The 20818-nt window shown below is 68.7% G+C and carries 16 protein-coding genes; 5 read left to right on the forward strand and 11 right to left on the reverse strand.

What is annotated here, in order from left to right:
- Window positions 1–163: 163 nt before the first annotated feature.
- The 4 genes from TSO221_RS15920 to TSO221_RS15935 all read right to left on the reverse strand — a co-directional run bounded on the left by TSO221_RS15920 (window position 164) and on the right by TSO221_RS15935 (window position 7262).
- A complete protein-coding gene (locus TSO221_RS15920) occupies window positions 164–1861 on the reverse strand; it encodes a sensor histidine kinase (RefSeq protein WP_146208823.1) in 1698 nt (565 codons plus the stop codon).
- A 382-nt stretch (window positions 1862–2243) separates the two neighbouring features.
- Window positions 2244–4703, reverse strand: a complete 2460-nt coding sequence (locus TSO221_RS15925; protein WP_109119495.1) for an ATP-binding protein — start codon at window positions 4701–4703, stop codon at window positions 2244–2246.
- On the reverse strand, window positions 4700–5854 hold the full coding sequence (locus TSO221_RS15930) for a glycerate kinase (RefSeq protein ID WP_109119515.1): 1155 nt from the start codon (window positions 5852–5854) through the stop codon (window positions 4700–4702). Before TSO221_RS15930 ends, TSO221_RS15925 begins: the two co-directional genes overlap by 4 nt.
- 94 nt (window positions 5855–5948) lie before the next feature.
- Entirely contained in the window at window positions 5949–7262 is a 1314-nt protein-coding gene (locus TSO221_RS15935) for an MFS transporter (RefSeq protein ID WP_109119496.1), read from the reverse strand.
- Between the two features lie 262 nt (window positions 7263–7524).
- Between TSO221_RS15935 and TSO221_RS15940 the strand changes: the two genes are divergently transcribed.
- Both TSO221_RS15940 and TSO221_RS15945 read left to right on the forward strand, forming a co-directional pair.
- Entirely contained in the window at window positions 7525–8676 is a 1152-nt protein-coding gene (locus tag TSO221_RS15940; RefSeq protein WP_109119497.1) for a sugar diacid recognition domain-containing protein, read from the forward strand.
- A 79-nt stretch (window positions 8677–8755) separates the two neighbouring features.
- Window positions 8756–9430, forward strand: coding sequence for an HAD family hydrolase (locus TSO221_RS15945; RefSeq protein ID WP_109119498.1), 675 nt, complete (start codon window positions 8756–8758; stop codon window positions 9428–9430).
- A 16-nt stretch (window positions 9431–9446) separates the two neighbouring features.
- On the opposite strand, the gene ptsP is transcribed toward TSO221_RS15945, so the two are convergent.
- Window positions 9447–12008 carry a phosphoenolpyruvate--protein phosphotransferase gene (gene ptsP, locus TSO221_RS15950; protein WP_109119499.1) on the reverse strand — a complete coding sequence of 854 codons (2562 nt, stop codon included), beginning with the start codon at window positions 12006–12008 and terminating at the stop codon, window positions 9447–9449.
- A 243-nt stretch (window positions 12009–12251) separates the two neighbouring features.
- Here ptsP and ptsG point away from each other — a divergent pair, with 243 nt between their 5' ends.
- The 3 genes from ptsG to TSO221_RS15965 all read left to right on the forward strand — a co-directional run bounded on the left by ptsG (window position 12252) and on the right by TSO221_RS15965 (window position 16154).
- Window positions 12252–14048 (forward strand): PTS glucose transporter subunit IIBC, encoded by a 1797-nt coding sequence (ptsG, locus tag TSO221_RS15955; RefSeq protein WP_109119500.1) that lies wholly within the window; start codon window positions 12252–12254, stop codon window positions 14046–14048.
- 450 nt (window positions 14049–14498) lie between these two features.
- Complete coding sequence (locus TSO221_RS15960; RefSeq protein ID WP_109119501.1) at window positions 14499–15521, forward strand: zinc-dependent alcohol dehydrogenase; 1023 nt, start codon at window positions 14499–14501, stop codon at window positions 15519–15521.
- An 81-nt stretch (window positions 15522–15602) separates the two neighbouring features.
- Window positions 15603–16154, forward strand: a complete 552-nt coding sequence (locus TSO221_RS15965; RefSeq protein ID WP_146208824.1) for a hypothetical protein — start codon at window positions 15603–15605, stop codon at window positions 16152–16154.
- 360 nt (window positions 16155–16514) lie between these two features.
- On the opposite strand, the gene TSO221_RS35450 is transcribed toward TSO221_RS15965, so the two are convergent.
- From TSO221_RS35450 to TSO221_RS15990, 6 genes are all read right to left on the reverse strand, one after another.
- The gene (locus tag TSO221_RS35450; RefSeq protein ID WP_158284107.1) at window positions 16515–16673 is read right to left on the reverse strand and encodes a hypothetical protein; all 159 of its coding nucleotides are present in this window, start codon (window positions 16671–16673) and stop codon (window positions 16515–16517) included.
- A gap of 103 nt (window positions 16674–16776) precedes the next feature.
- A complete protein-coding gene (locus TSO221_RS15970; RefSeq protein WP_109119503.1) occupies window positions 16777–17550 on the reverse strand; it encodes an ABC transporter ATP-binding protein in 774 nt (257 codons plus the stop codon).
- Window positions 17551–17561: 11 nt separating this feature from the next.
- Window positions 17562–18389, reverse strand: coding sequence for an ABC transporter permease (locus TSO221_RS15975; protein ID WP_109119504.1), 828 nt, complete (start codon window positions 18387–18389; stop codon window positions 17562–17564).
- Complete coding sequence (locus tag TSO221_RS15980; RefSeq protein WP_109119505.1) at window positions 18386–19351, reverse strand: aliphatic sulfonate ABC transporter substrate-binding protein; 966 nt, start codon at window positions 19349–19351, stop codon at window positions 18386–18388. Before TSO221_RS15980 ends, TSO221_RS15975 begins: the two co-directional genes overlap by 4 nt.
- 11 nt (window positions 19352–19362) lie before the next feature.
- On the reverse strand, window positions 19363–20325 hold the full coding sequence (locus tag TSO221_RS15985; protein WP_109119506.1) for an aliphatic sulfonate ABC transporter substrate-binding protein: 963 nt from the start codon (window positions 20323–20325) through the stop codon (window positions 19363–19365).
- Entirely contained in the window at window positions 20322–20804 is a 483-nt protein-coding gene (locus TSO221_RS15990; RefSeq protein ID WP_109119507.1) for a pyridoxamine 5'-phosphate oxidase family protein, read from the reverse strand. The genes TSO221_RS15985 and TSO221_RS15990 overlap by 4 nt, the downstream gene beginning before the upstream one ends.
- Window positions 20805–20818 lie beyond the last annotated feature (14 nt).

Below are 20818 nucleotides of genomic sequence, written 5' to 3' on the forward strand. Positions count from 1 at the left end.
TCCGGAGGCTCCCGGTGGAGCACAGCTGCGATCAGGCAACGGGTGATCGGGGCAGATCGCACAAAGCCCACCGAAGCCGGCTGAGGTTGCGGCGACGGATGAGACCGGGGCGGCGTTTCAAGACTTCCTGAAACGCCGCCCTGAACCAACGACAGCACCGTTATTATCCCGCAGCGGAGAACGACAACCGCAGGCTGGTGCCGGCATCGACCGCCCACAGAGGCTCCGCCCCCACCTGCTCCGCGAGCATCGCGATCAGTTGGACACCGGACGACCGCGTGCGGTTCGGCGACATGCCGACGCCATCGTCGGCCAACCGCAGCGTAACCCGACCGGATGGCGACGCGGCCAGTTCGAGGGTGATCGTCCCGGAACCGCGCGGGAACGCATGCTTGGCGCTGTTGGTGACGAACTCGTTGGCGATCAGCCCGAGCGAGACCGCCGTGTTGTGGTCGACGTACACCTCGCCAACGCTCGCCTCCAGAGCCAGCCCTCCGACGAGGCCACGGCCGTAGAGGGCGACGGAGTTCGCGCAGAGTTCCTGCAGATAGCCTCCCAGTTCAACCGTACCGACTTGGCTGGCCTCGTACAGCCGGCTGTGCACGAGGCGCAGCGCTTCGACCCGGCCGCGCAGGTTCTCCAGGATGCCGCGGGTCTCGTCGCTCGCACTCGGGCCGCTTTGCAGGGCGATCAGGCTCAGGATCGCCTGGAGGTCGTTCTTCACACGATGCTGGAGTTCACGCATCGACGTCATGCGCTGCTCCTCGGCCCGCCGGAGATGAAGGGTGGCATTGCGCATCGTGTCGTACACCGAGGCCAGTTCCGCCACCTCGGTCGGCGGCAGGGCCGGAAGAGCGGTGCCCGGTTCCCGCATGGCTTCCGCCACCCGGGCCAGCCCGCTCACCGACCGGGACAGGCGGCGGGCGTAGTTCCGCACCAGAAGGACGGCGGCGCCCAGCGCCGCGACGCTCACCGCCGCCGCCAGCCACAGCGACCGGCGCAAGGGCAGATCCAACACGGAGGCGGGCGCGGCGAAGGCGACCGTCCAGCCCGACAGGTCCGAGCGGGAGAAGGCGAGCGACAGGGGCGCACCCGCCGGGGTGAGACCTTTCGCCAGCCCGTCCGGCGCCGTCCGGATCGCATCCAGCACCCATTCGGGAGCCGGCTTGCCGGCGTATTCCTCGGTGGCGTGCGGAAGCGCGACGATGAGGCCGTCGCGATCCATGATCCCTTCCACCCAGCCGGAGGGAAGTTCCTGATCCTGGAGGAGTTTTTCCCACTTCGTCGCCGCAACCACCGCCACGAGCGCGAAGCGCTTTCCGCCCTTCCCCCGGGCGGGAACGGCCACCGCGGCGACGGGCGTGCCGGCGGTCGCCCCGTGCAGGAGGTTGGAAACCTGCGGCCGGCCGGCGGCCAACGCCTTGGTCATCAGGGAGGCGACGCCGGCCGTCTTCGGGACGGGCGCCCCGTACGGAACGGCCGTGGAGAAGACCGCCGCCCCGGCGGCGTCGCTGAGCGTCACGTGCGACCAGTGGGAGTGCTTGGCCATGACGCCTTGGGCGACGCGGTAGAGCTGCTCCGGGTCGGCGTCCTCCGCCATCAGCGCGGCGAGGCTATCGAGGGCGGCCGTGGTCACGAGAAGCTGCTGATCGAGGGCGACGGAGATGGCCCGGACGGTCCTGGTCATCTCGGCCTCGGCGAACCGGCGCTGAAGCGTCATGTTCCAGGCCATCAGGCTCAGGGTGATCAGGGCCATCGACGCCAGCGCCACGATCACGATGCGGAGAAGACGGGAACTGATGTTCTGCCGCGCCATCCCGCCGAGGGACGGCCAAGCGCCACGGAAGGCCCACACACTCATGTCCGACAACCTACTGGCAGAAGCGTTATAGTTGTAAAATCAGCGCTGCTCCTGGCAGCGACGCCCCCGTTTTCCATCGTCATGGTTAATTTCAATTTAACTACGGGAGACTTTAAAGTTACATTGCATTTTATGAGATGACTTTTCATAAAATACAGCGAATTTCGCTGCAATTTTGTTTTAGGAAGTTAGCGGTTACCCGACATTATTTCTTGAGGACCTTGAAATCGGTGCAAGAAGTGCGAGAACCGCCGCTTTCCGGGAAAGCGGCGGCACGGATCGCATGCCTTCAGGGGCCATCAGGGGGCTTTGGGGACCGGAGGCCTCGGCACCGCGCCGGGGCGACCGGCCATCCATCGGCTGCCGACGCGGTGGTCGAGGCTCAGCATGGCACCTTCGTCCGCTCCTCCAGCACCTGGGACAACTGCCGCGGGGTGACCGGCTTGTAGACGACGTGCAGGCCATGCGCAGCGGCATCCCGCTGGCATTCCGGACCAAGCTCACCGGTCAGCAGGATGCCCGGGATGTCGCGGCCGAACCGCTCGCGGATCCGCAACACAGCCTCGGTGCCGACCGAGCCGTCGCGCAGCCGGTAGTCCGCCACTAGCAGATCGGGAGACCGGCCGATATCGCGCAGGCGATCCAGCGCCTCGTCCGCCGATCCGGAGGCGAGAACCTCGTAGCCCCATGTCCGCAGCATCGTCTCCAGGGCCATCAACACCATGGCGTCGTCGTCGATCACCAGAGCGAACCGGTCGCAATCGCCGGGGACGGCCCGCGGAACGTCGGATGAGATCACCGGCTGTGCATCCCCAAGAGGGACCTCGAAGGCGAAGACCGTGCCCCTCCCGGGTTCGGACGCCACCGTCACCTGGAAGCCGAGCAGGTCGGCGATGCGGCGCACGATGGCCAAGCCGAGGCCAAGACCCTGCTGCCGGTCCCGCTCGGAATTGCCGATCTGGTGGAACTCGTCGAAGATCCGCTCGATCTCGTCGGCGGGTATGCCAATGCCGCTGTCCCGCACCGCGATGCGCAGGTGCCGGTCGTCGCAACGGCACTCGACGTGGATGAAGCCGTCCCTGGTGAAGCGGACTGCGTTTTCGATAAGGTTGCGGAGCACGCGCCTCAGCAGGGTGGGATCGCTGCGGATGGTGACGCCGCACGGCGCGACCCGCCAGTCGAGGCCCATGCCCCGGCACACCGCGGCGTAGGAGGCGTCGACCTCGTCGAGCACCTCGGCGATCGGGAACTCCCGCATCACCGGCTGAATGACACCTGCATCGAGGCGCGACACGTCGAGAAGGCTGTCGAGCAGATCCTTCAGGGCGTCCAGGCCCCGTTGCAGGTGCCGCAGGCTCGCCCGCCCCCGTTCGTCATGCACATGGTTTTCCAGCGTTCCCGCGAACAGCAGAAGCGCCTGCATCGGTTGCCGCAGGTCATGGCTGGCCGCGGCAAGGAATTTCGACTTGGACAGGGCGGCCTTCTCGGCGTCCTCCTTGGCCTGGCGAACCGCGTCCTCCATCCGCCGGCGTTCGGTGATGTCCTGGACATAGGCGGCCAGTCCACAGCGCGACGGGAACAGGCGGACGGCGTACCAGCGCCTGCTCACCGGGCCATACATGTCGAACTCGGCCGGCACCTTCTGCTCCATGGCCTCCCGGCATCGTTGCCAGGCGTCGGTCCCGACCAGCACGGGGAAGGCGTCCCGGAAATCGGTGCCGATCAAGTCGGGCATCTGAATATGATCGGCGATCATCCGGGCACGGTCGTTCATGAAGGTGATGCGCCACGCGCCATCGAACTCCATGACGGCATCCGTGGTGCTCGACAGCACCGTGGCCATCTTTTTAGCCGCTTTGTAAGCCTGCTCGCGAACACGCAGGTACCGGCGCAGCCCCAGCGCGGCGGCCGTGCACGACAACACCAGCAGGATCGTGAAGATGCTCATCGAACGAATCGCCGCGGCGTTGAGCGGGCGCAACGCATCGGCCTTGGAGATGCCCACGACGATGAACAGGCCCTGCGGTTCCGACCCCGCCGGAGAGTAGGCGTGGACGCGAACCGTACCGTTCAGGCCGGCCATCTCGACGGTGCCGTCTTGCGTGCGGTTCAGCAGCGGACGGTACCGCTCGGGCAGCGGGTCCCCGATGGCGGCGGGACGATCCGGCGCGTGCGCGAGCACCGTGCCGTTGCCATCGGCAAGAAGAACGGACGCGTTCTCCGGCAGGGGCTTGGTCGCGAGGTATTCGTTGATCCAGCCGATGTCGATCAGCACAGTAACGACCCCGGCGAAAGAGCCGTCCGGTCCGCGGTACGACAGGGCGAACGGCAGAACCGGTTGCTTGGATACGATCGTCGTTATGTGCTGGCCGATGACGACCCGGTCCGTGGCCTGCGCCGCCTGGAAGGTTTCGCGGTGGGCGATCGAGATCCCGGCCGCTCCAGGGACGGTCGAGCACCGGATCGTGCCGTGCCGGTCGGTGATGCTGGCCGCCAGATACGCCGGATAGCGCCCCCGCAGGCGCTCCATGGTGTCCTGGCAGGCCGTTGCCTCCATTCCGACCACCCCCGCCTCCACGAGCGTTCCGAGCACGTCCCGGGCGTTCTGGATGATGCGCCGCTGCTCGTCCTCGATCACGGTGAGCAGGCGGTCGGCCTGCTGCTGAACTTCGGCTTCCCGCGCCGCGCGCAACTCAAGATGCGTGACGGCCTCGAACCCCAGCAGCGGCACCGCCACCAGCAGGAGCAGCAGGAGCATCAGGCGGCGGGGCGGCTTCGAGAGCCGATCCTTCGAATAACGCACGTCACCGCTCCGCGCGGCGTCCAGTATGGTTCCGATCATCCCAATGGCCTCCCCATCGCCTCCCCGACCCGGATCGCGGCGGCGACGTTGCGAGCGGCCTGACGGACGTTGTCCGCAGCCCCGGCCAGAGCCTCCGCCACGGTGCAGGGCCGGTAGAGAACGCTGAACACCGCGTCGATGCCGTGGGCGTGCACGACGCCGACGTCCGGAGTCAGGCAACCGGCGATCCCCACCACCGGCTTGCCGTGGCGCTTGGCCACGCGGGCCACGCCGATCGGCGTCTTGCCGTGGATGGTCTGGCCGTCGATCCGGCCTTCCCCGGTGATCACCAGATCGGCGTCGGCGACCACGGCATCCAGACCGACCGCCGTCGTCACGATGTCGACGCCGGGGCGAAGCTCGGCGCCAAGGAAGGCGACCATCGCGGCGCCGAGGCCGCCGGCCGCGCCGGCGCCCGGCACATCGGCCACCGAGACCCCGAGGTCGCACCGGATGACCGCGGCGTAGTGGCCCAGGTTGGCGTCGAGCTGGCGCACCATGGCCGGCGTCGCCCCCTTCTGCGGACCGAACACCGCCGACGCGCCGGCGGGGCCGAACAGCGGGTTGTCGACATCGCACGCGACGTCGATCCGGCACTCCGCAAGGCGCGGGTCGAGGCCCGCAGCGTCGATGCGCTCCAGCGTGTCCAGGCAGCCGCCGCCGAAGCCGATGTCACGCCCCCGGCCGTCCAGCAGGCGGACGCCGAGCGCCTGCACCATGCCCGCCCCGCCGTCGTTGGTGGCGCTGCCGCCGATGCCCAGGATGAAGCGCCGCGCCCCCTGGTCCAGGGCGGCCCGGATCAGTTCCCCGACGCCGTAGGTGGTCGTCGCCATCGGGTTCCGGCGGGCCGGCTCGACCAGCATCAGGCCGCTCGCCGCGGCCATCTCGATCACCGCCGTCCGGCCGTCGCCGGTCAGGCCGTAGAAGGCGTTGACCGGCTCCCCCAGCGGCCCGGTGACCGGGACGCGGATGGTCCGGCCGCCGGTGGCGGCGACCATCGCCTCCACCGTGCCCTCGCCGCCGTCGGCCACCGGGAGCTTGACGCAGACGGCCTCCGGGTACACCTCGCGGATGCCGCTTTCGATGTGCGTGGCGACCTCGAGGGCGGACAGGCTCTCCTTAAAGGAGTCCGGGGCGATCACGATCTTCATGGTTTTCATGGTGGTCTCCTGTGCTCGGCCCCGCTGGCTCCAGCGGGGCCGGAGGCGACCGGCGGGCGTTCCGCCGGCCGCCTTCGGTTCGGCCTCAGCGGTTGACCGTCTTGGCGGGGATCCGCAGCACCAGCGCCACGCCGAGCATCATGACGCCGGCCAGGATGTAGAGCGCCAGGTCCGTGCTCTGCGTCGCGTCCTTGATCCAGCCGACCAGATACGGGCTGAGGAAGCCGGCCAGTTGGCCCATCGAGTTGATGAACGCCAGCCCGGCCGCCGCCGCCGCCGCGCTCAGGAAGCCGCCGGAGAGCGGCCAGAACATCGGCAGGCCGGTCAGCGCGCCCATGGTGGCGAGCGTCAGGCCGAACAGGGAGATCACCGGGCTGCTCGCGAAGTTGGCGGCGATGACCAGACCGCCGACGCCCATCAGCATCGGCACGCTGAGGTGCCAGCGGCGCTCGCGATGGGTGTCGGCCGAGCGCCCGACCACCACCATGAAGATGCTCGCCGCCAGGTACGGGATGGCGCTCAGCCAGCCGATGAGATTGGGATCGCTGAAGCCGCTGCTCTTGATGATCGACGGGAGCCAGAAGTTGATGGCGTAGACGCCGCTCTGGATGCAGAAGTAGATGATCCCAAGGATCCAGACGTTCGGGTTGCGCAGCGCGCTGGCGAAGGAGTCCGAGGCGCCGACCGGCTTGTTCTTCTCGTCCTCGACCTGGGCGCTCTGTAGGGCGGTGCGCTCCTCGGCGGTCAGCCACTTGGCGTCCGCCACGCCGTCGCTGAGCACGAACAGCACGGCGATGCCGAGCAGGACGGTCGGCAGGCCCTGCAGCAGGAACAGCCACTGCCACGCGGCGAGGCCGCCCGGGCTGGCCGCGAAGTGGCTCAGGATCCAGCCCGAGAACGGGCCGCCCAGCACACCGGAGATCGGAATGGCCGACATGAACAGCGCCATGACCCGGCCGCGCCGGGCCGACGGGAACCACTTGGTCAGGTACAGGACGATGCCCGGGAAGAAGCCCGCCTCCGCCGCGCCGGTCAGCAGGCGCAGGACGTAGAACGTCTCGGCGTCGCGCACCAGCAGCAGGCTGGTGGAGAGCAGCCCCCACAGCACCATGAGGACGGCGATCCAGCGGCGGGCGCCGATCTTGTGCAGCATCATGTTGCTGGGCACGCCGCAGGCGATGTAGCCGAGGAAGAAGATGCCGGCGCCCAGGCCGTACACCGCCTCGCTCATCCCCAGGTCATCCAGCATCTGCAACTTGGCGAACCCGACGTTGACGCGATCGAGGTAGTTGAAGAGGTAGCACACGAAAATAAAGGGGATCAGGCGAAAGGCCACCTTCTTGTAGGTACCCTCGATCCCCTCGTGACTCGGGACATGCGTGTCCGCAATTGCGGTCATGGCACTCTCCTTGGAGGAAGTCGATCATTGTGGCGTACCGGCGCCACAATGACGCTCCGCCACCAAATCCGCCGCCGGACATGGCCAGCCGGATCGGATTGCCGGATAGGTGGGCCGAGGGAAGGCGGGAATCTTTGTGCCGACTTGAGAAAATCACCCCGTCGTTCCAGGTCTTTCTTGTGCAGACGCCCAAAAGCCCTCGGCAAGGCAGTCACGCCGAACCCGCGAAGGCGTCTCGTCGACGGTGCGGGGGGATGCCGCGATGCTCACACTCGACCGCTCTCTGGCGCAGGCGATCGTCGATCGGTCGATGACGATCATCGACGGCAACGTCATCGTGATGGACGCCAGCGGCGTCATCATCGCCAGCGGCGACCCCGCGCGCCTGGGGACCTTGCACGAAGGGGCGCTGCTCGCCTACTCGAAGCGGTCGACCGTGGAGATCGACGCCCACCTGGAACACCGGCTCAGCGGTGTGCGCCAAGGCGTCAACCTGCCGCTGCGGACCGAGGGCAGGATCGTCGGCTGCGTGGGGCTGTCCGGCACGCCCCAGACGGTGCGCCAGCACGGCGAGCTGGTGCGCATGGCGGCCGAGACCATGCTCGAGCAGGCCTACCTGATGCGCCTGCTCGCCCGCGACGCCCGCATGCGCGAGGAACTCGTCCTCGCGCTCGTCCGCGAGAGCCCCCTGACGCCCGAATTGACCGAGTGGGCCCAGCGCCTGGGCATCGACACGGCGATGCCGCGGGTGGCCGTGGCGATCGAGATCGAGCGCGGAACGCTGGAGGTGGACCAGGTCATCGAGGAGGTCCAGCGCCTGCACACGCTGCTGAGCACGCCGGAGCGCAACAACCTGATCGCCACCGTGTCCCTCACGGAACTGGTCGTCCTGACGCCAGCGCTGAACAGGAGGGGGGAGTGGGATGTCGATGTGCAGCGGCAGCGGGTGAAGAACCTGCTCGCCCGCATGCGGGAAAGCAGCCCCCTGGGCATCCGCCTGGCCCTGGGGCACTACTTCCCGGGGGTGGACGGCCTGGCCCGCTCCTATCGGGTCGCCAAGGCCACGCTGAAGGTCGGCAAGCAGCGCCGGCCGCGTGAAGCTGCACATTTCTACGCCGACCTCGCGCTTCCCGTCCTGCTCGACGGCCTGCGGGAGGGGTGGCAGGCCGAGCAGCTGAACGAAACCCTGCGTCCCCTGCTCGACCACAACCGCCAGGAGCAGCTGCTCCGTACCCTGCGGGCGTGGTTCGCCCACGGCATGCAGATGTCCACGACCGCCCAGGCGCTGCACGTTCACCGCAACACGCTCGATTATCGCATGCATCAGATCCAGGATCTCTGCGGTGTCGATCTGTCCGTCACCGAGGACTGCATGCGGCTGTATCTGGCGCTTCACATGATCGACCCCGCCTGACGGCCCATCGGAAGGTAAGCCGCAAGCGGGCCGAGCGACATGCGGACGTGCATCTGACCGGCGGCAACGGGAGCGTGACATGAGAATCGAAGCGGCCTTCCTTTTCGACTTGGACGGAACCCTCGTCGACAGCGTCTACCAGCACGTCATGGCGTGGCAGGAAGCCCTCGAAGGGGAAGGAGTCGATCTGTCGGTCTGGCGCATCCACCGCAAGATCGGCATGAGCGGCGGACTGTTCACCAACCAGCTCCTGCGGGAGACCGGGGTCGAGATCAGCGAGGAACGCATCGACCGCATGCGCCACCGCCACGCCGCCGCCTACAGGCGGATGGCGGGCAAGATCCGCCCCCTGCCGGGCGCGCGCGAGCTGCTGGCAACCCTGTCGGACGCCGGCATCAAATGGGCCATCGCCACCAGCGGCCGCATGGAAACCGCGGCGCAGAACCTGGAGGCGCTCGGCATCGATCCGCAGACCGTCCCGGTCGTCACGCGGGATCTGGTGAAATACGCCAAGCCCGATCCGGACCTGTTCCTCGCCGCCGCCGAACGCCTCGGCGTGCGGATCGAGACCGCCATGGTGGTCGGCGACAGCATCTGGGACATGCTCGCCGCGCAGCGTTGCCGGGCCTTGGGCGTCGGCCTCCTCTGCGGCGGCTACGGCGCGGAAGAACTCGAACGCGCCGGGGCCTATCGCGTGTACGAAGACCCGGCCGACATGCTCAGGCACCTCGACGAGGTCGGCGGACGCCTCTGAACGGTTCCTCCAGGGCTCACAGCTCCGGCCAGCGCTCCGTCACCAGCCGCCGCACCTCGTCGGCCGAATCCATCTCCAGTGCGGCCTCGGCGACCGCCCGGCAGTCGTCGAGCCGCAGCGTGCGGATGAAGGCCTTCAGGTCGGCGATCACCGCCGGGGTCGCCGACAGCTCCGTCACGCCGAGCCCCAGCAGCAGGGGTGCCGCCATCGGGTCGGAGGCGGAGCCCCCGCACACCGCCACCGGCCGGCCGAACCGCCCCGCCCCCGTTACCGCCAGCCGGATCAGGCGCAGCACGCCGGGGTGCAGCGCGTCGAGCTGCGCAGCCACATGCGGGTTGCCGCGATCCATCGCCAGCGCGTACTGCGTCAGGTCGTTCGTCCCGACCGACAGGAAATCGGCCACCGCGCCGATCCGGTCGGCGGTCAGCGCCGCCGCCGGCACCTCGATCATGGCGCCGACCTCGATGGGCTCCACGCGATGCAGAGCCGCGCGCTCCTCGTCGATCATCGCCCGGACCGCCCGCAACTCGTCCGGCGAGGCGATCATCGGCACCATGATGCGGCACGCCCCGGCCGGGGTGACGCGCAGGATGGCGCGGATCTGGGTACGCAGCAGCTCCGGCTGGCGCAGGCCGACGCGCACCCCGCGCAGCCCGAGCACCGGGTTCTCCTCCCTGGGAAGCGGCAGATAGGGCAACGGCTTGTCGCCGCCCACGTCCAGCGTGCGGATCACCAGCGGCCGGCCGCCGAGCGCGTCGGCGATCTCCTGGTACTGGGCGGCCTGCTCGTCCTCGGTCGGCGCCGACTGCCGCTCCAGGAACAGGAATTCCGTGCGCAGCAGGCCGCACCCCTCGGCCCCCTCCGCCACCGCGCCGGCGGTGTCGGCGGCGCGGCCCAGGTTGGCAAAGACCTCGATGCGCGCGCCGTCCGCCGTCACGCACTCCAACATCGCCGACTTGCGGTTCTCGGTGCGGCGGGCGGCACGCAGGCTGGCGGCGTCGCGCGTCGCCGTCATGGCCTCGGGCGGCGGGAAGACCCGCAGCTCGCCCCGGTTCCCGTCCAGGATGACCGGCGCCCCGTCCGGCACCCGCCGGGCCTGGGACCCAAGCGCGACCACCGTCGGAAGCCCCAGCGAAGCCGCCAGGATCACGGCGTGCGAGGTCGGACCGCCCTGCGCCATGCACAACCCGCCCAGCCGGCCGGGGGCCACGTCGGCGAGATCGGACGGCAGGAACTCGTCGGCGAGCACAATGGCGCCCTCCACCATGTCGGCCAGCCGCAGGCGCGGCCCCCGCCCGGCCAGCACCTCCAGCACCTGCTGTTCCAGATCGCGCATGTCGGCGGCGCGCTCGGCCATGCGCGGGTCGGCCATGCGGGAGAGCGTCTCGGCATGCCGGCGCATGGTGGCGCTCCAGCCCCACTCCGCGCTTTTGCCCGCGCGCGTCCGGGCCAACGCCTCCTCGACCAGCTCCGGGTCGTCGATCAGCGTGCGATGCGCCTCGAAGATGGCGGTGTGTTCCGGCGTCCGGGCGGCGGCGATGGCGAGGCGCGCGGCCACGCCGGCCAGGGCGTCGCGCAGGCGCCGTTCCTCCACCGCCGGGCCGCGGCCCTCTTCGACGATGGGAACCGCCGTGCGGAACAACCGCACCGCCGAGCCGACCGCGATGCCGGGAACGGCGATGGTGCCCTTCAGGAGAACCTCCGCTCCGGCCGCGAAGGGTGGGCCGGCGTCCTCCACCTCGGCGGGCGGTGGGATGGCGGCGGATGTAGGGACGGCGGGAGCCGCGGCGACCGTGACCACCGGATCGCCGAGCCCCTGGTCGATCAGCGCCGCCAGGGAGTCCACGATGGACGCGGCTCCCGGACCGGAGGCGGTGACGGTCAGCTCGTCGCCGAGCGCGGTGCCCAGCCCCATCAGCGCCACCACGCTCTTGGCGTTGGCGGTCCGCCCGTCGGACAGGATCGACACCGGGCCGGCGTGCGCCTTCGCGGCGTTGGCGAGGGCCGCCGCCGGCCGGGCGTGCAGCCCGTGCGCGATGGGCAGGCGCACGGCGCGCCGCTCCGTCCCGGCATCCTCCCCGGCGTCCTCCGGCGCATCCGGGCCGGCGACGGTCGTGTCCCCGCCGAGGACCTCCATCACCGGATCGCCGACCGCCACCTCCCGGTCGGTGCGGCGGCCGTCCACGCTGTAGCCCTCGCCGTTGACCACCACCATCATGCTGACGAGGCTTCGCGCCCGCCGGCCGAGCAGATCCATGTCGAAGGACAGCAGCCGGTCGCCGGCCCGCACGCTCTGGCCGTCCTGCACGTGGACGGTGAAGCCCTCGCCGCCCAGCCCCACCGTGTCCACGCCGACATGCAGCAGGATCTCCGCACCGCTCGCCGTGCGCAGGGTGCAGGCGTGCCGGGCGCGGTGGACCGCCAGCACGACCCCGTCGCACGGCGCGCACAGTTCGTCCACGGTGGGATCGATGGCCATCCCGTCGCCGACCAGATGCTGCGCGAAGGCCGGATCGGGTACGTCCTCCAGCGGCATGGCCCAGCCGGCGAGCGGTGCGACAAGACGGAGACTGGTCACGGCGCATCCCCCCTTTTTGCGGAGCCTGTTCCCCTCTGGCTGGATTATCTTATCCTGCTCTTGTTGTGGCGAAGTGGTTTGACTCCGCAGGGAAGTCAAGGACGGCGCCATGAAAGTATGTCGCTCCTGCAGCGGTGCAAGATTCCAAAAAGAGGCAGATCGTACCGTGCATTGTGGCTAGGGCCACACCGTCCGCGCCGAAGAACACCCCAGGCGGGTGCCAAACGTCGTCAGGAGGCTGCAATGACCCTGCATCCCTTCGCCTTTCTCCAGACCATCGGCAAGTCCCTCATGCTGCCGGTCGCGGTCCTGCCGGTGGCGGGCCTGCTGCTGGGCATCGGCGCCGCCAACTTCGGCTGGATGCCGCCGCTGCTGTCGCTTCTGATGAAGAATTCCGGCGACGTCATCTTCAGCAACCTGCCGCTGATCTTCGCCATCGGCGTGGCGTTGGGCTTCACCCAGAACGACGGCGTCTCGGCCATCGCCGCCACCATCGGGTATCTGGTGATGCTCGCCACGCTGGGCGTGATGACCGGCGTGTGGGGCATGGAGCCGAAGACCATCATGGGCATCAAGTCCATGGAGACCGGCGTGTTCGGCGGCATCCTGGCCGGCGGGCTGGCGGCGGCCATGTTCAACCGCTACTACAAGATCGCACTGCCCGCCTACCTCGGCTTCTTCGCCGGCAAGCGCTTCGTGCCGATCATCACGGCGCTCGCCGCGATCCTGCTGGGCGTGGCGCTGTCGGTGGTCTGGCCGCCGGTCCAGAACGGCATCAACGCCTTCTCCCACTGGGCCGCGGTCGGCGATCCGCGCACCGCCGCCACCATCTACGGCTTCGTCGAGCGGCTGCTGATCCCCTTCGGCCTGCACCACATCTGGAACGTCCCCTTCTTCTTCGAGATCGGCTCCTTCCAGACGGCGACGGGGGAGGTCGTGCACGGCGACATCAACCGTTACTTCGCCGGCGACCCGACCGCCGGCATCCTGTCCGGCGCCTTCCTGTTCAAGATGTTCGGCCTGCCGGCCGCGGCCATCGCCATCTGGCACGCGGCGCTGCCGGAAAACCGGGCCCGCGTCGGCGGCATCATGATCTCCGCCGCCCTGGCCTCCTTTCTCACCGGCATCACCGAACCGATCGAGTTCTCCTTCCTCTTCCTCGCCCCGGTGCTCTACCTGATCCACGCAGTGCTCGCCGCCACCTCGCAGTTCCTGATGAACTCGCTGGGCGCGCACATGGGGTTCACCTTCTCCCAGGGCGGCATCGACTTCGTCATCTTCAACGTGCTCAGCCCCTATTCGCAGAAGTGGTGGCTGGTGCTGATCTTCGGGCCGGTCTACGCGGCCATCTACTACACCGTCTTCCGCGGCGCGATCCGTTGGCTGGATCTGAAGACCCCCGGCCGAGAGGCCGCGGCCACCGCCGACACCGCCGCCAGCACCGGTACCGAGCGGGCGCGGGACCTTGTGCTCGCGTTCGGCGGGCGGGGCAACATCGACACGCTCGACGCCTGCATCACCCGGCTGCGGGTGGTGGTTCGGGAGCCGGCGCGGGTCGACGAGGCGAAGCTGCGGAGCATGGGGGCCTCGGGCGTGCTGCGGGTCGGCGACAGCGTCCAGGCGGTGTTCGGCCCGCTGTCCGAGAACCTGAAGACGGAAATGCAGGAGTACCTGCAATCCTCCGCCGCCGACGCGACTGCCATGCCCGCAGAGCCGGCCGTGCCCGCATCCGCCGCCATGGCCGGGGCGATCCCGCCATCCCGGCCGCCGAGGGCGGACGCGCCTGGGGTCCGGGAGGATCTGCTTCGTGACGCGCTCGGCGGGGCCGCGAACATCCGGGTCCTTGCGGCTTTTGCGGTCACCCGGCTGCGTGTGGAGCTTGCCGACGCGGACAAGGCCGATGCGGCCGCGCTGAAACGGGCCGGCGTGCGTGCCGTCGTTCATCGGGCGGAGGGCCTGGACCTCATCGTCGGCAACGACGCCGAAAGGCTCGCCGACGCGCTGCGTGCCGGCACAGCCCCGCAGAAGGCCGCCGAGTGATCCTCCAAGGGCGTGTCGGGAGCGATGCGTTATGCAGATCTTCAAGCGCGCACGCAGTTCTAGCTGGATCGCGCAATGAAAATTACACAAACATCGCCCCGCCAATGCCGACAAAATCAACGCGCAAAGATGTGTGGAGTGGCAGCCAAAAGAGGTGGCGGCATTTTTTGTAGATCTGAAAGTACATACGCCTCTCGTTCTAATTCTTCAAGCGATGTATTTGCTGTATAAGTATTTACAGCCGTCCTGCTGGGATAAAGTTAACAGGGGCGGCTGCCGCCGTCCTGCCGCTCTTGTGCTTGGCTGCGTTTGTGCAACGCCGTATCGGGCGTGCGCATGCTGGCATGGGCAGGGCGCCAGCGCTCCGCATCGGCGATGCCGCCATTTCAGCGGCTCCGGCGGCATCAAAACAGGGTGCTAGGCGGCCTTGAGAGCCTAAGGGAGGGGGTAATGGCGAGAACGATGAAGGCGGCTGTGGTGCACCGCTTCAGGGAGCCGCTGTCGATCGAAGAGGTTCCGGTGCCGGAGGTCGGCCCGGGCCAAATCCTGGTCAAGATCGCGGCTTCGGGAGTCTGCCACACCGACCTGCACGCGGCGGACGGCGACTGGCCGGTCAAGCCGAACCCACCCTTCATTCCAGGCCATGAAGGCGTCGGCACCGTCGCCGCGGTGGGCGTCGGCGTGACCGCGGTGAAGGAGGGCGACCGGGTCGGCGTTCCCTGGTTGCACACGGCCTGCGGGCACTGCCGACAGTGCCTCGCCGGTTGGGAAACCTTGTGCGACCTGCAGCAGAACACCGGCTATTCGGTCAACGGCGGCTTCGCGGAGTACACCCTCGCGGATCCCAACTATGTCGGCCACCTGCCGGACAAGCTTGACTGGGAGATGGCCGCCCCCATCCTGTGCGCTGGCGTGACCGTCTACAAGGGGCTGAAGGAAACCGACACCAGGCCCGGCGACACGGTCGTGATCTCCGGCATCGGCGGGCTCGGCCACATTGCCGTGCAGTACGCGAAGGCCATGGGGCTCGACGTGATCGCCGTCGACATTTCCGACGAAAAGCTGGCGCTTGCCCGTGACATGGGCGCGGACGCCGCGATCAACGCGAAGACCACCGATCCGGTCGCCGAGGTCAAGGCGCTGTGCGGCGGCGCTCAGGGCGTGCTCGTCACCGCCGTGTCTCCGCATGCCTTCAACCAGGCTCTCGGCATGCTCGCCAAGCGCGGCACCATGGCCCTCGTCGGGCTGCCGCCCGGATCGTTCGAACTGGACATATTCAGCACGGTCCTGATGCGGAAGACCATCCGCGGATCGATCGTCGGCACCCGGCTGGACCTCGCCGAATGCCTCCAGTTCGCCGGCGACGGCAAGGTGAAGGTTCACTATTCGGTCGAGCATCTGGAAAACATCAACAGCGTGTTTGGCCGAATGCGCGACAACAAGATCGACGGGCGCGTGGTCATGCGGATGTGATCATCCGCCGCCGGTATGAAGTGTCGATGGGCGCCGTGAGTGCGGCCAAGACTGGCGTGGTTCCGGCCTGTAATTGAGGGAATGATCGACATGTGGTCGCGACGCCGGTTGCTGGTGGGAGCGCTGGGGGCCGTAGCGCTGGCCGGTTGCTCCGGCTCGGGAAGCGTTGCTTATATGAACGCTCCTGGGGACTATCCGTTCTACGATGATGATTGGGTCTACTACTATGATGAGGGCGACGTGGCTTTCCTCGCCGGGCTAACCGACGAGCAGAAGGTCGCGCTCAAGCAAAAATGGGACGCCCTCTCGCCCGAGGAAAAGCAGCAGATTCGTGACCGGTGGAACACTCTCGATGCGGATGAGCGCGCACGCGTGCGGCAAGCATGGAGCGGCTTGGACGCGGAGAAGCGGCAACAGGTGGTTTCAAGCATGCAGACTCGCATCAGCAACGGAACGCTCCGTTCCGTGACGCCCGCCGCAGCCGGGCCATCGCGTTTCCAGGCGGGATCCAGTGGTGGGCTGGGTGGCAGTGGCGCGCGAGCCCAGGCCGGCTCGTTCGATCGCGGCGGCTTTGGTGGTGGCGGCTTTGGTGGCGGCCGGATGGGTGGCGGCCGGATGGGCGGCCGGCGCTAGCCCTTCCCCGACTGCTCACGCCGTTCGCGACCACGGAGGCCGAAGGCATCGGGCTTGGCCTTTCGACATCGCGATCCATTGTTGAGGCGCACGACCTTCCACGTGGCCATGCCAACTCATCCAAACCGACGAACGCGCACACAACAGACAGGCATCTTCATGCTGCGCAACCAACACAAACCACACTCCAGTCATCAGGTCAGATATCTCGCAATGACGGTGACGAAATTTATTGTGATTGCTTTGACAATCGCACTCACTGGGTACCTGATTTTTGGTCGCAACAATGATGTTCATCCCCTCGACAGCCCGGCGATGGTTGTTCCGCTCCTGCGATAGCCTCGGTCATCGGTCCGGCGGTCATGAGTGCCCCATGACGAGCAGCACGCCAAGCACCAGCGCGAGCAGGAAGAGCGTCTCGCCCCCCAGCTCGGCCATGACCTTGAGCAAGGTCTTCATGCCGAGCGCCGCGATGGAGGCCACCCGCGTCATCGTGTTCAGCGAGCGCCCGGCGCGCATCAAGACGGAAATCCCCATCGGTCAGCCATGGAGCCCGCCTCGTCCGCCCCGTTGCGCGCGTTGATCCAACGTTGGCGTGAGGACTCTGGCGCGACGCCGCCCGTCAGATGACGTATGCCGTTCCGGCGGAGCCGTCGCCGAAGAACTCCGCGTGGATGCGCTTGCGGATCTCGGCGAAGGGCTGGGAGTTGCGGTCGCGCGGGCGCGGCAGTTCCACCGGGATCACCGTGCGCACCGTCCCCGGCCGCGCCGACATCACCACCACGTCGTCGCCGAGATAGATCGCCTCGTCGATGTCGTGGGTGACCAGAATCATGGTGGTCCGGTCCGCCTGCCAGATGCGCAGCACCTCCTGCTGCATCTGGATGCGGGTCAGCGCGTCGAGAGCGCCGAACGGCTCGTCCAGCAGCAGCACCTCCGGCCGGTTGGCGAGCGCACGGGCGATCGCCACGCGTTGCGACATGCCGCCCGACAGCTGTCCCGGATAGGCCCGCGCGAAGGCGGCGAGCCCGACCAGTTCCAGGTGCTCCTCCACCCGCCGCCTCGTCTCCGCGGCCCCCAGGCCGTTGAGGCCGAAGGCGATGTTCTGCTCGACCGTCAGCCAGGGCAGCAGCCGGTGTTCCTGGAACACCATGCCGCGATCCAGGCCGGGGCCGCGGATGCGCGCCCCGCCCAGCGCCGCCGTGCCCTCGTAGTCGGTGTCGAGGCCGGCGACGATGCGCAGCAGCGTGCTCTTGCCGCAGCCGCTGGAACCGACGATGCTGACCACGCTGCCCGCCCGGATCGTCAGGTCGATGCCGGACAGCGCCGTCACCGTCCGGCCGTTGGTGCCGTAGCGCTTGGTGAGGCGCTGCACCGTCACGTCCGCGTTCGCCATGCATCCCCTCCTCATACGCCGCCGAAGCTGGTGCGCCACGTGATCAGCCGCCGCTCGACGAGGCGAAGCGCATCGTCGGTCAGTTTGCCGAGCACGCCCATGGTCGCCATGCCGGCCAGCACCACGTCGGTCTGCGAGAGCTGGCGGGCGTCCATGATCAGATAGCCGATGCCCGAGGACGCAGCGATCAGCTCGGCCGCCACCACGCACATCCACGACACGTTCAGCCCGATGCGCAGGCCGCTCATGATCGGCGGCAGGGCGCCGGGCAGCACCACCTGGCGGATGAATTTCCAGCGCGGCACCTCCAGCAGCTTCGCCAGCTCGACGAAGCGGGTATCGGTCTGGCGGATGCCGTCGATGGTGTTGATCAGGATCGGGAAGAAGCCGCCGACCACGATGATGTAGACCTTCGCCTCCTCGCCGATGCCGAACCACAGGATCGCCAGCGGGATCCAGGCGATGGGCGGGATCGGCTTAACCAGCTGGATCAGCAGGTCGAGGAAGCGGTCCAGCGTGCGCGACAGCCCGATGGCGACGCCCAGCGCCAGGGCCAGCGACGCCGACAGCGCGAACCCCTCCAGCACGCGCAGCGCACTGACGCCGACGTGGCGGGGCAGCTCGCCGCTGGCGATCAGGCTCCACAGCGTGGCGGCAATCCGCGTCGGCGGCGGCAGCAGGATCGGCCGCACGACGCCCAGCGCGTACAGCGCCTGCCACACCGCCAGCAGCAGCACCGGCGCCGCGGCGGCAAACGCCCAGCGACCGGCCCGCCCGAGGTTGAGCCGCGGCAGCCGCGGCGCCGCCCGTACCTCCAGGATGTCCCCCGCCGCCGTCATTTCAGGCCGATCCCGTCGGCGACCGAGCGGTCGACCAGACGGTCGACGTCCACCGCGGTGCGGATCAGGCCGTTCTCGCGCAGATACGCCTCGGTGCCCTTCAGCGCGGCCAGCTCCTCGGCGTGGAACGCCGGGTCGTACTGGAAGTGCGACAGCGCCCGCGCCGCCACCTCGACCGGCAGCTTGAACTCCGGCGCCAGCAGCTCGGCCGCCTGCGCCGGGTTGGCGCGGATGAAGTCGGCGCCACGCGCGTAGGCCTTGAGCAGCGCCACCGCCTGCGGCTGGTTGGCGGCAGCAAACGCCTCGCCGACCACGATCAGCGACAGCACGTTCTTGAGCCCCTTGCCGTCGCGCAGGACGCGCACCGCACCCTCGGCCTCCAGCTTGCTCAGCAGCGGGTCCCACAGGAAGGCGGCGTCCACGTTCCCGTTCAGCAGCGCCGTGCCCATCTCGGTGATCGGGATGTTGACGAGCTGGATGTCGTCCGGCTTCAGCCCCGCCTCGGCCAGCGCCAGGAACAGCAGGTGGTGCGCCGTCGTCCCCTTGAAGGTGGCGATCTTCTTCCCCTTGAGGTCCTTGACCGCGGCGATGGGCGAGCCGGCGGGCACGACGCCGGCGTTGTTGGTCCAGCCCGACGACGCCACGCCCAGCACCTTCAGGTCGATTCCCGCGGCACGGCCCAACAGCACCGGCATGTCGCCGTAGAAGGCGGCGTCGATCTGCCGGGAGGCCAGCGCCTCGTTCATCGGCGGGCCGGAGGTGAAGGTGGCCCAGCTCACCTTGGTATCGCCGGCGCCGGCCGCCTTCAGCTCCTCCTCCAGCCAGCCCTTCTGCTTGACGATCAGCGCCGGCGCACCGAACGGGTTCGGCCCGACGCCGAGGCGGATCTCCGCCGCCTGCGCGGCGCCGCCGAGGAGGGCGGCGACCAGCACGCCCCCCAGGGTCTTCAGCAACGTCTTCATGGGTGCCCCCGTCAGTTGATCGCCGCGCCGGCGAAGCTGTGGTCAAAGAAGGCGTCCACATCCACCGGCGTGCGGATCAGCCCCTGGCCGCGGATGAAGGCCTCCGTCTTCTTCACGGTGACGACGTCGGACGGCCGCAGACCGACCGTGAAGTCGAAGCGGTCCAGCGATCGGCGGATGATGCCGACCGGCACCGCGATGTCCTTCGTCAGCAGTTCCGCCGCCGCGTCCGGGTTCTGGTGCACGAACTCGCCGCCGCGGCGGAAGGCGCGCAGCAGCGCCCTGGTCTCGGCCGGGTGCTTGGCGGTGAAGGCGTCGGCGGCCTCGATGACGTTGAGGAAGTTCTTCAGCCCGGTGCCGTCGCGCAGCACCCGCGCGCCGTGCTCGACCTCCAGCCGGGTGACCTGCGGCTCCCACACCAGCGCGGCGGCGACGTCGCCCTTGACCAGCGCGGTGACCGCGTCGGCCAGCGGCAGGTTGACGAATTCGATGTCGGCGGCCGACAGCTTCGCCTCGGCCAGCGCCTCCAGCAACAGATGGTGCGCCGAGGTGCCCTTGAAGGTGGCGACCTTCTTCCCCTTCAGCTCGGCCACCCGCGTCACCGGCGAATCGCCGCGCACCAGCAGCGCGTGCGAGACCGAGCCGGACGAGGCGTTGGCGATGATGTGCGCCTCCAGCCCGACCGAACGGCCGATCAGCGCCGGGGTGTCGCCGAAGAAGGCGAGATCGATCTTGCCGGCGGCGAACGCCTCGTTGAGCGGCGGGCCGGAGGTGAAGGGGATCCACTGCACGACGGTTCCGGCGGCCCCGTCCTTCGCCAGTTCCTCCTCGATCCAGCCCTTCTGCTTGGCGACCAGCACGGCGGCGTTGAAGGTGTTGTTCTGGATGCCCAGGCGGATCTCCGCCGCCTGCGCGGCCGTGGCGGCGAATGCGGCCAGCAGCGCACCGGCCAGAAGTGCGGTCAGGCGCTTCATCGGGCCGCCTCCGGCTGCTTGGCGATGCGGTCGAGGTGGCGGAAGAAGGGGCGCGTCGCCTCCTCGTGCGCCTTGGCACGGCCGAAGTCCTCGTCGTGGACCGCCTCCGGCCGGATCACCCAGACGGCGGCAAGGTCGATGTCGCCGTGCCGCTCCTGGAAGTCCACGTAGTGGCGCTGGAACACCGGCCCGGCGACGTGCGTGCGCACCGGACGGCCCTTGATCTGGACGCTGCGCCCGTCGGCGCCTTTCAGCGCGATGGCGACCCGGCGGTCGTACCAGATGCTGCGCACCAGGTTGCGGTTGGACGCGGAGGATTCCAGCGGCTCAAGGTAGAGGATGGTGCCGTCCCCGGCGATCTCCAGGAAGTCGGTGGCGACGGCGTGCGGCGTGCCGTCCTCGTCGGTGGTGACCAGCACCTTGGCGGCGGTGGGATCGGCGATGAGGTCCGCGACCTCGGCGGAAAGCGAAACGGGCATGGCGGTGTCCTTTT

The sequence above is a fragment of the Azospirillum sp. TSO22-1 genome (genome assembly GCF_003116015.1).
Taxonomy (GTDB): domain Bacteria; phylum Pseudomonadota; class Alphaproteobacteria; order Azospirillales; family Azospirillaceae; genus Azospirillum.

What these genes read in the sequence shown, in the direction of transcription:
- TSO221_RS15920 (WP_146208823.1), bottom strand. Translation starts at nt 1,861, where the DNA reads ATGAGTGTGTGGGCCTTCCGTGGCGCTTGGCCGTCCCTCGGCGGGATG.
- TSO221_RS15925 (WP_109119495.1), bottom strand. Translation starts at nt 4,703, where the DNA reads ATGATCGGAACCATACTGGACGCCGCGCGGAGCGGTGACGTGCGTTAT.
- TSO221_RS15930 (WP_109119515.1), bottom strand. Translation starts at nt 5,854, where the DNA reads ATGAAGATCGTGATCGCCCCGGACTCCTTTAAGGAGAGCCTGTCCGCC.
- TSO221_RS15935 (WP_109119496.1), bottom strand. Translation starts at nt 7,262, where the DNA reads ATGACCGCAATTGCGGACACGCATGTCCCGAGTCACGAGGGGATCGAG.
- TSO221_RS15940 (WP_109119497.1), top strand. Translation starts at nt 7,525, where the DNA reads ATGCTCACACTCGACCGCTCTCTGGCGCAGGCGATCGTCGATCGGTCG.
- TSO221_RS15945 (WP_109119498.1), top strand. Translation starts at nt 8,756, where the DNA reads ATGAGAATCGAAGCGGCCTTCCTTTTCGACTTGGACGGAACCCTCGTC.
- ptsG (WP_109119500.1), top strand. Translation starts at nt 12,252, where the DNA reads ATGACCCTGCATCCCTTCGCCTTTCTCCAGACCATCGGCAAGTCCCTC.
- TSO221_RS15960 (WP_109119501.1), top strand. Translation starts at nt 14,499, where the DNA reads ATGGCGAGAACGATGAAGGCGGCTGTGGTGCACCGCTTCAGGGAGCCG.
- TSO221_RS15965 (WP_146208824.1), top strand. Translation starts at nt 15,603, where the DNA reads ATGATCGACATGTGGTCGCGACGCCGGTTGCTGGTGGGAGCGCTGGGG.
- TSO221_RS35450 (WP_158284107.1), bottom strand. Translation starts at nt 16,673, where the DNA reads ATGCGCGCCGGGCGCTCGCTGAACACGATGACGCGGGTGGCCTCCATC.
- TSO221_RS15970 (WP_109119503.1), bottom strand. Translation starts at nt 17,550, where the DNA reads ATGGCGAACGCGGACGTGACGGTGCAGCGCCTCACCAAGCGCTACGGC.
- TSO221_RS15975 (WP_109119504.1), bottom strand. Translation starts at nt 18,389, where the DNA reads ATGACGGCGGCGGGGGACATCCTGGAGGTACGGGCGGCGCCGCGGCTG.
- TSO221_RS15980 (WP_109119505.1), bottom strand. Translation starts at nt 19,351, where the DNA reads ATGAAGACGTTGCTGAAGACCCTGGGGGGCGTGCTGGTCGCCGCCCTC.
- TSO221_RS15985 (WP_109119506.1), bottom strand. Translation starts at nt 20,325, where the DNA reads ATGAAGCGCCTGACCGCACTTCTGGCCGGTGCGCTGCTGGCCGCATTC.
- TSO221_RS15990 (WP_109119507.1), bottom strand. Translation starts at nt 20,804, where the DNA reads ATGCCCGTTTCGCTTTCCGCCGAGGTCGCGGACCTCATCGCCGATCCC.